At 34.6% G+C, this 14,054-nt stretch carries 11 protein-coding genes and 1 riboswitch; of the genes, 10 read left to right on the forward strand and 1 reads right to left on the reverse strand.

Going from position 1 to position 14,054, the window contains the following annotated elements:
* The first annotated feature begins 8 nt into the window (after positions 1–8).
* On the forward strand, positions 9–2,759 hold the full coding sequence (locus G7A72_RS11070) for a carboxypeptidase-like regulatory domain-containing protein (protein WP_165152520.1): 2,751 nt from the start codon (positions 9–11) through the stop codon (positions 2,757–2,759).
* Positions 2,760–2,831: 72 nt separating this feature from the next.
* Here G7A72_RS11070 and metK read toward each other — a convergent pair whose 3' ends face one another.
* A complete protein-coding gene (gene metK, locus G7A72_RS11075; protein ID WP_165152521.1) occupies positions 2,832–4,082 on the reverse strand; it encodes a methionine adenosyltransferase in 1,251 nt (416 codons plus the stop codon).
* A 750-nt stretch (positions 4,083–4,832) separates the two neighbouring features.
* Here metK and G7A72_RS11080 point away from each other — a divergent pair.
* From G7A72_RS11080 to cysD, 9 genes are all read left to right on the forward strand, one after another.
* Positions 4,833–5,042 (forward strand): hypothetical protein, encoded by a 210-nt coding sequence (locus tag G7A72_RS11080; protein WP_165152523.1) that lies wholly within the window; start codon positions 4,833–4,835, stop codon positions 5,040–5,042.
* Between the two features lie 232 nt (positions 5,043–5,274).
* Positions 5,275–5,382, forward strand: a riboswitch (SAM riboswitch).
* Between the two features lie 78 nt (positions 5,383–5,460).
* Positions 5,461–6,423, forward strand: coding sequence for an alpha/beta fold hydrolase (locus tag G7A72_RS11085; RefSeq protein ID WP_371807547.1), 963 nt, complete (start codon positions 5,461–5,463; stop codon positions 6,421–6,423).
* An 18-nt stretch (positions 6,424–6,441) separates the two neighbouring features.
* On the forward strand, positions 6,442–8,856 hold the full coding sequence (gene thrA, locus G7A72_RS11090; protein ID WP_165152527.1) for a bifunctional aspartate kinase/homoserine dehydrogenase I: 2,415 nt from the start codon (positions 6,442–6,444) through the stop codon (positions 8,854–8,856).
* A gap of 177 nt (positions 8,857–9,033) precedes the next feature.
* Positions 9,034–9,459 carry an OsmC family protein gene (locus tag G7A72_RS11095; protein ID WP_113664377.1) on the forward strand — a complete coding sequence of 142 codons (426 nt, stop codon included), beginning with the start codon at positions 9,034–9,036 and terminating at the stop codon, positions 9,457–9,459.
* A 62-nt stretch (positions 9,460–9,521) separates the two neighbouring features.
* On the forward strand, positions 9,522–10,694 hold the full coding sequence (locus tag G7A72_RS11100; RefSeq protein ID WP_165152529.1) for a PLP-dependent aspartate aminotransferase family protein: 1,173 nt from the start codon (positions 9,522–9,524) through the stop codon (positions 10,692–10,694).
* A 73-nt stretch (positions 10,695–10,767) separates the two neighbouring features.
* Positions 10,768–11,178 carry an Rrf2 family transcriptional regulator gene (locus tag G7A72_RS11105; RefSeq protein ID WP_113664375.1) on the forward strand — a complete coding sequence of 137 codons (411 nt, stop codon included), beginning with the start codon at positions 10,768–10,770 and terminating at the stop codon, positions 11,176–11,178.
* Positions 11,179–11,293: 115 nt separating this feature from the next.
* Positions 11,294–12,196, forward strand: a complete 903-nt coding sequence (locus tag G7A72_RS11110; RefSeq protein WP_113637740.1) for a sulfite exporter TauE/SafE family protein — start codon at positions 11,294–11,296, stop codon at positions 12,194–12,196.
* 15 nt (positions 12,197–12,211) lie between these two features.
* Positions 12,212–12,913, forward strand: a complete 702-nt coding sequence (locus tag G7A72_RS11115) for a phosphoadenylyl-sulfate reductase (RefSeq protein WP_165152531.1) — start codon at positions 12,212–12,214, stop codon at positions 12,911–12,913.
* A gap of 110 nt (positions 12,914–13,023) precedes the next feature.
* Positions 13,024–13,923, forward strand: coding sequence for a sulfate adenylyltransferase subunit CysD (gene cysD / locus G7A72_RS11120; protein ID WP_113637736.1), 900 nt, complete (start codon positions 13,024–13,026; stop codon positions 13,921–13,923).
* Positions 13,924–14,054 lie beyond the last annotated feature (131 nt).

Consider the following 14,054-nt stretch of genomic DNA (forward strand, 5'->3'; position numbering starts at 1 on the left):
CAATTAAAATGAGAAAAATTCTAGTTCTGATCGCCCTTGTGGTGGTTCCTATTTCCTATGCTCAAAATATCCGTTTGGAAGGATTGGTTCAAGACAAAGGAAAACTGCCTTTAGAAATGGCCAATGTCATGGCGGTGAACCAAACTACTAAAGCTATGGATGCCTATGCCATAACGACTGATAAAGGAAAATTTATGTTGAACCTTAAACCCAATACGGCTTATGTAATTAAACTGAGTTATTTGGGTATGCAAAATAAAGAAGTTACCGTTACTACGCTAGCCGAAAATATGGTGCAGAATATTACCATGGAATCCGGTGGAATCGAACTTGATGGCGTGGAGATTGTTCGCGAAATGCCAGTGTCTATAAAAGGAGACACTATTGTTTATAATACGGATTCGTTCAAAACAGGCGAAGAGCGTAAACTTGAAGACGTGTTTAAAAAACTGCCAGGGTTTGAAGTAATGGCGGACGGTCAGGTGCAAGTAGAAGGAAAAAAAGTAGCAAAACTATTTGTAAATGGCAAACCATTTATGGAGGGAGATACTAAATTGGGCTCAAAAAACATTCCTTCGGATGCTGTTGATAAAGTACAAGTGCTGCGAAATTTCAACGAAGTATCTCAAATGAAAGGCCTTGAAAATAACAACGATGATATTGCGATTAACATCAAACTCAAAAAAGGAAAAGATAAATTTTGGTTTGGTGATGTAAGTGCTGGTCTAGCTAATGACAAAGGCTATGTTTTTAATCCAAAAATATTTTATTACTCTCCAAAAACCAGTATCAACTCTATCGTTAATTTGAATAATATTGGTGAGGTATCTTTGACTTCTGCAGATTTTTTCAGAATAACAGGTGGAGCCCGAAATACAATTGGTCGCAATGGGACAACACTTACGCTTAATCGAAACTTTTTTGGTTTGTCTGGCGGCGATAATGTGGCTAAAGCAAGTGACAAATTTGGGGCGCTCAATTTGAATCATTCGGTTTCCAAAAAATGGACGCTATCTGGTTTTGCGGCTTACTCGTCTACCTTCAATCAGTCTATTACCAATTCAGAAAGAGGGATTTTTGAACCAAACACCACCAATATTGCGACTTTAGAAAATAGAAAAAACAATACAGAATCTCGCAATAATGCTTTTATTTCTAAGTTTGGTTCAAAATACAAAGCCAACGAGAACTTTCAATTGGATTACGATGCTTTTTTTAGAAAAAATGACCAACAAGATGTAGATAATAGCCAAACTAATTTCACATCTACTTCTAACGGGAATACGGTAACTAATAATAATGCCGTAATTGCTTTTCAAAAGCAAGCGCCAGCATCGTTCAATCAGAGTTTGAATATGTTTTATACTCAAAATCCAAAATCGACTTGGGTGTTAGAAATGCAACATCAATACGAGGATGAAGACCCTTTTTACAATCCGCAACTTTCAGTCAATCCGTATCAAAACGCTACTTCACAAAATCCAAATGATCCAAGTGCGGTTTTTGTCAATGAAAACACATTGAATATCGAACAATCTAGATTTGTAAAAACCAATAAGCTGGATGCAAAAATCGATTACTTTTATCAAATTTCGAACAAAAGTATATTGAATGTAGCGGCAGGAAATACGAACGCTTTTCAGTCGTATAATTCGAGTATTTTACAAATTTTACAAGATCAAACCGTTAATCCTGTTGAGCAAGCGGCATATAATAACGATGTGCGTTACCGTTTTAATGATGCGTTTTTGGGATTGCATTATAAATTTATTGTAGGGAAGTTTACATTTAATCCTGGCTTCTCTGTTCATCAATACAATACCACCAATGAGCAATTTGGTAATCCTTTCAAACTTAATTTTACACGATTATTGCCGGATATGTTTGCGCGTTGGGATTTGAAAAAATCGGAAAATTTGACGTATAACTTCAACGTTAAAAATGGTTTTAATGATGTAAATGCGTTGGTCGAAGGGTATGTTTTTACTAATTTTAATAGCATTACGCGCGGAAATTCACAATTGGAAAATTCACTCGTAACTAGTCACAGACTGAATTACTCAAAGTATAATTTGTATAATTTCACTACAATTTTTGCAAACATCAGTTATACAACTACCAAAGATCCGGTAGTTAATGGAGTTTCTTTTCAAAGTATTTATTCAACTTCGGACCGTTTGAATTTAGATGCTGAGAACGAAAATTTAAACGGAAATTTGTTCTACTCTAAAAGCTTCAAAAAGTATTACAAAGTTACTGCTGGCGCAAATGCAGGATGGAACCGCAATTTTGTACTAAACAGAAGAGTTACTAACGGTGCTACTCAAGAGTTCATTCAAGGAATTGAAAATGTAAATCATTCGTACAATTTGGCTTTTGCAACGCAGTTCAAAAAATATCCCAACGTAGATTTGGGTTACCGTGTGAATTTCTCAGAACAAGCATCTAATAAATTCACCACACAAACACCAACTGTAAAGCTGAATTATTATTTCTTGAATGGTTTGAATGTTAATTGGGATTATGCCTTTAATCGATTTAAAAATGAAACCAACGGTGTGACAAACGATTTTAAAATCATGACGGCTAGTTTGAATTATATTAAAAAGGATGCCAAATTTGAATACAGAATTCAGGCCAATAATTTATTAAATACAAGGTCTAGATTGAATAACTCTTTTAGCGTGAATGGTTTTAATGCCAATGAAAATATTATCCTGCCTCGATTTGTAACCCTTATTGTAAAGTACAATTTATAAGAGGAAGTTTGGAGATAAAAAAAGGGGATTTTGCAGATGCAAAATCCCCTTTTTTATATTATAAATGTTGTATTACAATCCAAATGCAGTTTTAACTTGGTCAACGAAATCTAATTTTTCCCAAGTAAACAATTCAACAGTAACTGTTTTTTCATTTCCACCTGGAGCAGAAAAAGTTTTAGTAACTGTTTCTGGAGTACGACCCATGTGTCCGTAAGCAGCAGTTTCGCTATAAATTGGATTTCTTAATTTCAAACGTTGCTCAATAAAGTAAGGACGCATATCAAAAATAGCTTCTACTTTTTTGGCGATTTCACCATTGGTCATATTCACTTTTGAAGTTCCATAGGTATCAATAAAAATACCCATTGGTTTTGCTACACCAATAGCATACGAAACTTGTACTAAAATCTCGTCAGCAACACCCGCAGCAACTAAGTTTTTAGCGATATGACGTGTTGCATAAGCAGCACTTCTATCTACTTTACTTGGATCTTTACCAGAGAAGGCACCACCACCGTGAGCACCTTTTCCACCGTAAGTATCCACAATGATTTTTCTTCCTGTCAATCCAGTATCTCCGTGTGGTCCACCAATTACGAATTTTCCAGTTGGATTAATATGGTATTGGATAGCAGCATTGAATAAATGAGCGTGAGCTGGATTTTTTGCAATGATTCTTGGAATCAAAATTTCAACAAGATCTTTTTTGATTTTTGCAAGCATCGTCGCTTCTTCGTCAAAATCATCATGTTGTGTCGAGATTACAATAGCATCAATACGAGTTGGCTTGTTGTCATCGCTGTATTCTAAAGTCACTTGTGATTTAGCATCAGGACGCAAATACGTAATTTCGTTATTTTCACGTCTTAAAATAGCTAATTCTTGCAATAATTTATGAGATAGATCAAGTGCCAATGGCATATAATTTTCTGTTTCATTAGTAGCATAACCAAACATCATTCCTTGGTCACCAGCGCCTTGCTCTTCAGGATTTTTTCTGTCAACACCCTGATTAATGTCAGCAGATTGTTCGTGAATAGCAGAAAGGATTCCACAAGAATTGGCTTCAAACATGTATTCGCTTTTTGTGTAACCAATTTTTCTGATTACGTCACGAGCGATTTGTTGTACATCTAAATAAGTATTTGATTTTACTTCTCCAGCCAAAATTACCTGGCCAGTAGTTACTAAAGTTTCGCAAGCTACTTTTGAATCAGCATCAAATGCCAAAAAATTATCAATTAATGCGTCTGAAATTTGATCTGCAATTTTGTCTGGGTGTCCTTCGCTTACAGATTCTGACGTAAATAAATAGGCCATAATAGTTATTATTTTTAAATTAAGCGAGAAAAAATAATTGCTGAAAAGGACTAAAGTAGGGTTCCTGCTTTAGCATTTTTTCTACTGAAAAATTTTCAGCATCCATAATGAATTTGTTTCATTATGAAGAGGTTGCAATCAGTTCAAATTTTTCCTCTTGTATTCGTGTGCAAATGTATGAAACCATTTTGAATTGCAAATTAATCTTAACTTTTTTTTGCGGATAATTCTTTTTTCAGGTTCTCTTGCTTGCCAAAATTAATAGTGGTAGGATTTCGATAAATATTTTTGAAAATTATTTGGATTTTTAAAAAATAATTTGCAAATTTGAATATATAAAAAAGTAAAAGATGAAATTTAATATTTGTAATATGTTTAAAGTCGCGCAGGATAATTCCTGAGGGTCGCTTATTGCATAATTTTAAATTAAATTATATAGCAAAAGCTTCCCAGATAACGGGAAGCTTTTTTTTTGAATACAACGGAGATAATAGCACAGAAATAAAAAATATAAATGAATAACATAAAATTCCAGTTTACAAATAATTCAACTGTCAATACGATGATTGCTGCAAATGCCATTATGTGTATTTGCGTCTGTTGATTCCAAAAGTATAAGTTTACAAACAACTTAAAACCCTTTTGGATATACATCTAAAAGGGTTTTTTATTTTAAGAATATATTTTAATTTTAAAAAACATAATGCGAATAAAACCAACAACGAATTAAAAACCTAACATCTAAAAATTATGAGCACAACTAAGTATTTTCCAAAAACATTCCAATTATTAGAGAGGATTAATAACAGGAATAAAAAACAAGAGGAGAACAATCCAAAAAATGAATTGATTCATCCTAGATTTGAAATTTCCAAAAATGATGCTTTGGCACAAAAAATAGTGCCTAATTCATTACTTTTTCTAATGTATTCACAAGAGAATGAAGCGCTTTTTATTTAAGAAATCCGAATTCATTTTCGGTTTTGAGATTTTCAAAAAAGTATTTAAAATTGTTGTTTTGACGAGGTGAGAACTGTAATTAGTTTGTAATGCTTCGTCAAAATAACATTTGTATGTTTATTGTTTTCAGGTTTTTATTTGAACCATACAAAGAAATCGATTGCGTATAAAAATTTGGTTGTTAAAAAAATTAGTGCTTAATTTGCAATCATAAGTTCACAAACGTATTGAAATGTTATAAAGAAAGGCAGAGGGATTAGACCCGATGAAGCCTTAGCAACCCTTCGATTTATCGAAGAAGGTGCTGCATTCTACCACGCTCATCGTGGAAAGATAACACTAAGAAATTGTCTAGATAACTCCTAGCTTTCTTTCTAATATTTCCAAACACAAGTCAAAAATCATAAAAGATTTGCAATTGGAAAATAAACCAACATCTATTACATTACAAAATTTCACCACCGAAAGTGGCGCTTTTTATGCTTCCTTAAACTTAAGTTTTCAAGTTTTTGGACCTGAATTGCATACTGCTCCAATCGTTTTGGTCAATCATGCTTTAACCGGAAATTCACATGTTGTGGGCGAAAATGGTTGGTGGAATGATTTGATTGGCGCTAATAAAACTATAGATACCACAAAATATACGATACTTGCTTTTAATGTTCCCGGAAATGGATTTGATGGTTTTATCATTGAAAATTATTCGGACTTTAACACCAGAGATATTGCTAGAATTTTTATTGAAGGAATTCAGCTTTTGGAAATTAAAAAACTATACGCCATTATTGGCGGTTCTGTGGGCGGAGGAATTGCTTGGGAAATGGTCGCATTAGAACCAAAAATCACACAACATTTAATTCCTATTGCAACCGATTGGAAATCGACAGACTGGTTAATTGCAAACTGTTTTTTGCAGGAACAAATTTTGAAAAATTCTTCGAAACCTATTGAAGATGCACGAACTCATGCTATGCTTTGCTATCGAACACCAGAGTCTTTTGCTGCAAAATTTCAGCGAACCACCAATGAAGAATTAGCCATTTTTAATGTGGAAAGTTGGTTGCTGCATCATGGCGAAAAATTACAGAAACGTTTTCAAATCTCATCTTATAAAATGATGAATCAACTGTTGAAGACGATAGATATTACCAGAAATAGTGATTCATTCGAAGAAATAACGTCAAAAATTGAAGCTGAGATTCATATTATTGGAATCAATTCAGACTTGTTTTTTACTGCAAATGAAAATAAAGCTACTTACGAGGAATTAAAAAAATATAAAAACAAGGTCAGTTATCAAGAAATTATTTCCATTCACGGACACGACGCTTTTTTGATAGAATACAAACAATTACACAATTTGCTTCAGGATATATTCTAAGCCAAAAAACACAACACAATGAAAATATTAAAATTTGGAGGTAAATCTTTATCGAATGGTGACGGAATAAATAAAGTGGTTGCTATTATTACTGATAAAGTAAATCAAGGAGAGGAAATTGCAATTGTGGTTTCAGCAAGAGGAAATGCCACAGATGAACTAGAAGAAATTTTAAAGGTTGCGGCTACTAATAAGGATTATAAACTGCTGTTTGAGGATTTTAAAAAATACCAACAAGATGAATATGAGAACGTGGATTTGTCTGAGGAATTCAATGTTCTGGAGAAATTATTTGAAGGCGTAAGTTTAATTGGGGATTACAGTAACAAAATTAAAGACCAGGTTTTATCTAAAGGAGAATTACTTTCTGCAAAATTATTGACGGCAATCTTAATTGAAAACGGAATAAATGCTCGCTTTGCAGATACCAGAGAATTGATTAAAACCGATTCAAAATTTGGTGATGCGCAACCTTTAGAACAAATTTCGAAGAAAAACGTAATCAATTATTTTAAGAAGAATAACGGAACAACCGTGAATATTATTACAGGTTTCATCGGTTCTAATAATAATAATGACACGACCACTTTAGGAAGAAACGGCAGTAATTATACCGCTTCGTTGATAGCGAATTACTTAAATGCGGACGAATTACAGAATTACACACACGTAGACGGAATTTATACCGCTAATCCGGACTTAGTGCTTGATGCAAAAAAAATCGATCATTTGTCGTTTAACGAAGCCAATGAAATAGCCAATTTTGGTGCAACGATTCTTCATGCCAAAACGATTATCCCTTTATTGGAAAAAAACATTCCTCTTCGTATTTTGAATACTTTCAACCATGAAAATAAAGGAACATTAATTACTTCTAATTCTAATAAAGAAGGCATTAAAACACTTTCGGTACTTGAAAATGTGTCTTTAGTGAATCTGGAAGGAAGAGGATTATTAGGAAAAACTGGCGTTGATGCCCGTATTTTCAGAGTGATGGGTGACAATGATATTAGTGTGAGTATTATTTCTCAAGGTTCTTCAGAACGAGGAATTGGTTTAGTGGTAGCTGCTGATAAAGCGACTAAAGCCATGATTGAACTAGAGAAAGAATTCGAAAATGATTTCTATTCTAAAGATGTGAATAAAATCACGGTGACCGATGATGTTTCGGTAATTTCTATCATTGGACAGGATTTGAGTACGTTTCACAAGCCTTATACGGCGTTGATAAAAAATAAAATTGTCCCGATTCTTTTCAATAATACGGTTACAGGTAAAAACGTGAGTTTGGTGGTGAAAAAATCGCAACTGAACAAAGCCTTAAATGTGATTCACGGTGAGATTTTTGGAGTTTCAAAGAAAATTAATATCGCTATTTTCGGACATGGTTTAGTAGGGGGAACGTTGATTAACCAAATATTGGAATCAGCAGCAACCATCGAAAAAAGAAAAGACATCAAACTGAATGTTTTTGCGATTGCCAATTCTAGTAATGTACTTTTAAATAAAAATGGGGTTACTCCAAATTGGAAAAATGAAATTCAAAACAATGGATTTTCTTACACTATTGATGATGTAATTGCATACGCAAACGAGCATCACTTAGAGAATTTGATTGCAATTGACAACACGGCAAGTGCCACATTTGTTGAAAATTATATTCCTCTAGCAGAAAGTAGCTTTGATTTGATTTCATCTAATAAAGTAGCCAATACATTAAATTATAGTTTTTATAAAAAATTACGAAAAGTGCTAGCAGATAATCAAAAGAGTTATCTTTATGAAACGAATGTTGGAGCGGGATTACCATTGATTGATACGATTAAATTATTGCATCTTTCTGGAGAAAATATTACTAAGATTAAGGGTGTTTTCTCAGGAACATTGAGTTATTTGTTTAATAATTTTTCTGCAAAAGACGCTCCGTTCAGCGAAATATTGAAAGAAGCGATTGAAAACGGATATACTGAGCCGGATCCAAGAGAGGACTTGTGCGGGAATGATGTAGGTAGAAAATTATTGATTTTGGCCAGGGAATTGGACTTGCAAAATGAATTTGAAGAAATTGATATTCAAAATTTAATTCCAGAACATTTGCGTGAAGGTGATGTTTCTGATTTCTTGAATAAATTGACGGAGTTTGATCCAATTTATGCTAAAATAAAAGCCGAGCAAAAGCCAAATCACGTATTGCGATACATAGGCGAATTGTCAGGCGATTTGCAAAATGACAAAGGTAATTTGGAAGTGAAATTAGTTTCGGTTCCTTCAGATACTGCCTTAGGCGGGCTGAAAGGTTCGGATTCTTTCTTCGAAATTTACACAGAGTCTTATGGAGACCGACCTATTGTGATCCAAGGCGCAGGCGCAGGATCAGCAGTGACCGCGAGAGGAGTTTTTGGCGATATTTTGAGGTTGTCGGATAAAGGATAATGATTTAAGATTGCGGATTAACGATTTTTGATTGCAGATATATAAAACAAGAATGCGTGTATTTTTGCGTTAGCAAATCCGTTTTATCTTCGTCCAATAAAATATAAATTATAAAAAAAGGGACTGCCTCCAGTCTTGGCTCCCTTCCCTTCGGGGAGGGTTGGGGAGGGGAATAATATGAAAATAACATTAAACAGAATAAACGACAATTTCCATTTCGAATTAAAAAATGAAAGAGGACATATAGTTAACGTTGATAGCCGACCAGAGTTTGGCGGAAATGATATGGGCGCAAGTCCAATGGAATTAGTATTGATGGGTGTTGCGGGTTGCAGTGCTATTGATATGATTTCAATTTTGAAAAAACAACGTCAGGAAATCACCTCTTTCAAAGCTGAGGTAGAAGGAGAACGCGTACAAGTTGGAGAAGCGAAACCATTCAAGGATATTCACATTGTGTTTTATTTGGAAGGTCCCATCAATGAAGAAAAAGCAGCCAGAGCCGCACAACTTTCTTTCGAAAAGTACTGTTCGGTTTCTAAAACATTAGAGCCAACAGCAACTATACATTACAAAGTAGTTTTGAATAATAAACCATTGTAGTTTAAGCAAAGTGTTTGGATTTAACCAACAACTTTAAGCCTTAAACCTTAAACGATAAAAAAATGAACGATCAAGAATTTGGTTTTGAAACCCAAGCCATACGCAACCAATTAGAAAGAACACAATTTTTAGAGCACTCAGTGCCTTTGTATTTAACTTCCAGTTTTGTATTTGAAGATGCCGAAGATATGCGTGCTTCTTTTGCCGAAGAAAAAGACAGAAATATTTACAGCCGTTATAGTAACCCAAACACCAACGAATTTGTTGATAAAGTTTGTGCTATGGAAGGTGCTGCAGCTGGTTTTGCCTTTGCATCCGGAATGGCTGCGGTGTATTCAACCTTGGCGGCTTTATTGAAATCTGGAGATCATATCGTTTCTTCCAGCAGTGTTTTTGGAGCCACACATTCGTTGTTCATTAATTATTTTCCAAAATGGAATATTGAAACTTCCTATTTTGATATTAACAAGCCGGAAACTATTGAAGGTTTGATTACGCCCGATACTAAGATTCTTTTTGCAGAATCACCTACCAATCCAGCTGTTGATATTATCGATTTGGAACTTTTAGGAGCTATTGCTAAAAAGCACAATTTGATTTTGGTTATTGACAACTGCTTTGCAACGCCTTACTTGCAACAACCTATAAAATGGGGTGCACATTTAGTGGTACATTCTGCGACAAAATTAATGGACGGGCAAGGGAGAGTTTTAGGCGGAATAACAGTTGGTGATGCTGAATTGATTCAGAAAATCTATTTGTTTTCCCGATTGACAGGACCTTCTTTATCACCTTTTAATGCTTGGGTCTTGTCAAAAAGCCTTGAAACATTAGCGATTCGCTTAGACAGACATTGTGAAAATGCCCTAAAAGTAGCGGAGTTTTTAGAAAGTCATCCTCAGGTTAATAAAGTAAAATACCCTTTTTTAAAATCGCATCCACAATACGAAATTGCTCAAAAGCAAATGAAGCTGGGCGGTAACATTGTAGCTTTTGAAATAAAAGGTGGTCTTGAGGCAGGAAGGGCGTTTTTAGACAAAATAAAATTATGTTCTTTGTCACCAAATTTGGGCGATACCAGAACTATTGTTACGCATCCAGCGTCAACTACACATAGTAAGTTATCAGTTGAAGAGCGTTTGGCAGTGAGTATTACGGATGGTTTGGTACGTGTCTCAGTTGGATTGGAAACGGTGAAAGATGTAATTGCTGATTTAGAGCAGGCTTTGTCTTAATAATTTTTGATTTGGGATTAACGATTTTAGATTGTAGATTTGATATCAAGAAAAAGAAAATCAAACATCAATTATGCTGTCTAAAAAAACAAAATACGGAATAAAAGCTCTTACTTTTTTGGCGCGCCAAAAAGACAATTCTCCTGTTCAAATAGCAGAGATAGCCAAGAGCGAGACTATTTCGATCAAGTTTTTAGAAAGTATTTTATTATTACTGCGCCATTCCGGTTTTTTGGGTGCCAAAAAAGGAAAAGGTGGAGGATATTATTTGATAAAAGATCCCAAAGACATCAATATGGCTCATGTGTATCGCATTCTTGAAGGTCCAATTGCATTACTTCCTTGTGCCAGCCATAATTTTTATGAGCCTTGTGTAGACTGTTCAGATGAAGCTACTTGTGCGGTTCGGAAACTGATGATTGAGGTGCGCGATAATACACTTAAAATCTTAGAAAGTAACACCTTGGCTGACATTGCCTTTTAAAGAATATATCACAAAATAAATTTTGTAGTTAACTTAAATTATTTACTTTTGCATAATAATCTACTATTCCGATAGGGCAATAGATTTAAGCTTAAAAAAATTGAATTAAAAAAGTATGAGTAAAGAATTGAAAACCATTGCGATAAATGAAAAATCGGAAACTAGTTTTAAAGAACGCTTGTGGGTTATTATTCCCGTTGTCTTACTAGTAGGATTAATTTCTACATTGGTTTACAATCATCATGCTGAATTTTCTTGGAATGGTCTAATAGCAGGCTTTAATCAGGAATTTTTAATCTTTTTCTGTATTGGTGTTTTTGCACAATTAGTAGACGGAACTTTAGGAATGGGGTATGGAGCAACTTCTACTTCTTTTTTATTGGCTTATGGAATTCCACCAGCGATAAGCAGTACAGGAGTTCATGTTGCTGAAATGTTTACAACAGGAGCTTCGGCTATTTCTCATCATCGCTTTGGGAACATCAATAAAAAACTAGTGAGACATCTATTGATTCCGGGTGTTTTAGGTTCTATTGCAGGTGCTTATTTATTGTCGGATGTAATTGATGGGGATGCGATAAAGCCTTTTATTGCGGTATACATGATAGGGTTGGCAATTATAATCATCAGAAAAGCAATGCAGAAAAACATCATTAAAAAGAAAACCAAGCGACTGAATATTTTAGCTTCTTTTGGAGGTTTTATGGATGCTGTTGGCGGCGGTGGCTGGGGGCCAATTGTGACTTCGACCTTATTAGGGCGCGGTAGAAATCCAAGATATACTATTGGTTCTGTCAATGCAGCGGAGTTTGCGGTAGCTTTTGCAAGTGGTGTGACTTTCATGCTTTTTGGAGGAATACAAGGATGGCAAGTGATTATAGGGTTGATTTTGGGTGGTGTGATTGCTGCTCCAATTGCCGCAATTTTAGTCAATAGAATAAAGAGAAAGCCTATGATGATTTTGGTAGGCGTTTTAATTATTGTTTTGAGTTTAAAAACACTGTCTAAATTATTATAAAAGAGAAACGAAATTATGAGCATAGCGATAACAAATACTTTATTAGAAAAAACAGGAAGCTTATCTATCGATGAAACGCTTACTTTTTTGGCTGATGAATTTAAAGATAAAGTAGTTTTTTCGACTTCTTTTGGACAGGAAGACCAAGTGATTACGGATTTAATTGGAAAAAATAATTTACCTATTACCATTTTTACTTTAGATACGGGAAGATTATTTCAAGAGACTTATGATGTTTTTCATAAGACTTTAAAAAAGTATCAAATAGATATTAAAACTTATTTTCCGGAAACAAGTGCGGTTGAAGAGTTATTAAATCAAAAAGGCCCAAATAGCTTTTATGAATCAGTAGAGAATAGAAAAGAATGTTGTTTCATTCGAAAAGTAGCGCCTTTGACTAAAGCTTTAAAAGGAAATTCGATTTGGATTACCGGTTTGAGAGCCGAGCAATCCGAAAATAGAAATGATTTAGACCTTTTTGAATACGATGAAAAATTCGACATTATAAAATTCAATCCGTTATTAAAATGGACATTAGAAGAGGTTCAGAAATATTTAGACGATAACAATGTGCCACAAAATGCCTTACACAAACAAGGTTTCGTCAGTATAGGTTGCGCACCTTGTACCAGAGCAATTGTCCCTGGAGAAGATATCCGAGCAGGAAGATGGTGGTGGGAATCTAGTCACAAGGAATGTGGTTTACATCAGAAATAGAAAACAGAGGTTAGAATAAATAGAAAAGAAAAAATAATAATAGTTAAGAGATTTTAGATGAGGTTTAAACAACCTTAAACTTTAAACTTTAAACTTTTAAACTAATAATAATGAGTACCATATTAAAAACAAACGCATTAGAAAGTGAAGCGATATACATTTTTAGAGAAGTAATTTCTCAATTTGACAAACCGGTATTGCTTTTTTCTGGTGGAAAAGATTCGATTACATTGGTGCGTTTAGCACAAAAAGCCTTTTTCCCTGCTAAAATTCCTTTTCCATTGTTGCATGTAGACACGGGACATAACTTTCCGGAAACTATTGCTTTCAGAGATAAATTGGTTGCTGAATTAGGATTAGAGTTAATCGTTCGTAATGTTCAGGATGCTATTGACGAAGGTAAAGTGGTTGAAGAATCTGGGAAATATTCCAGCAGAAACAGTTTGCAAACAACTACACTTTTGGATGCAATCGAAGAGTTTAAATTTGATGCTTGTATTGGTGGTGCGCGTCGTGATGAAGAAAAAGCAAGAGCTAAAGAACGTATTTTTTCTGTTCGTGATGATTTTGGTCAATGGGATGAGAAAAACCAACGTCCGGAATTATTTGATATTTTGAACGGAAAAATCGAAAATGGTCAAAACGTTCGTGTTTTCCCAATTTCGAACTGGACAGAGCTTGATGTTTGGAGTTATATTGAGCAAGAGCAAATCGAAATTCCATCGATTTACTTTTCACACAAACGTAAAGTATTCTTGAGAGACGGTATGATTTGGTCCCATTCTCCATTTGTGTACCAAGAAGAAGATGAAGAAATCGAAGAACGAATTGTTCGTTTTAGAACTGTTGGAGATATGAGCTGTACAGCAGCTGTTGATTCTTATGCGGCAACGATTCAAGAGGTGGTTGGCGAAATCAGATCTTCAACTATTTCAGAAAGAGGAGCCAGAATTGATGACAAACGTTCTGAAGCTGCAATGGAGAAAAGAAAACAACAAGGATACTTTTAGAATCCCCACCCCAGCCCTCCCCGAAGGGAAGGGAGCCCAAACTGGATTAATGTTGGTTTTGAGTTTGGGAAAAGAAATTAGAAAATAAAAAGTAGAGAAGTAATAATAAAAATATACCAGACTCGTCTCCC

Source organism: Flavobacterium sp. Sr18 (assembly GCF_011064265.1).
In the GTDB taxonomy this organism is placed as follows: domain Bacteria; phylum Bacteroidota; class Bacteroidia; order Flavobacteriales; family Flavobacteriaceae; genus Flavobacterium; species Flavobacterium petrolei.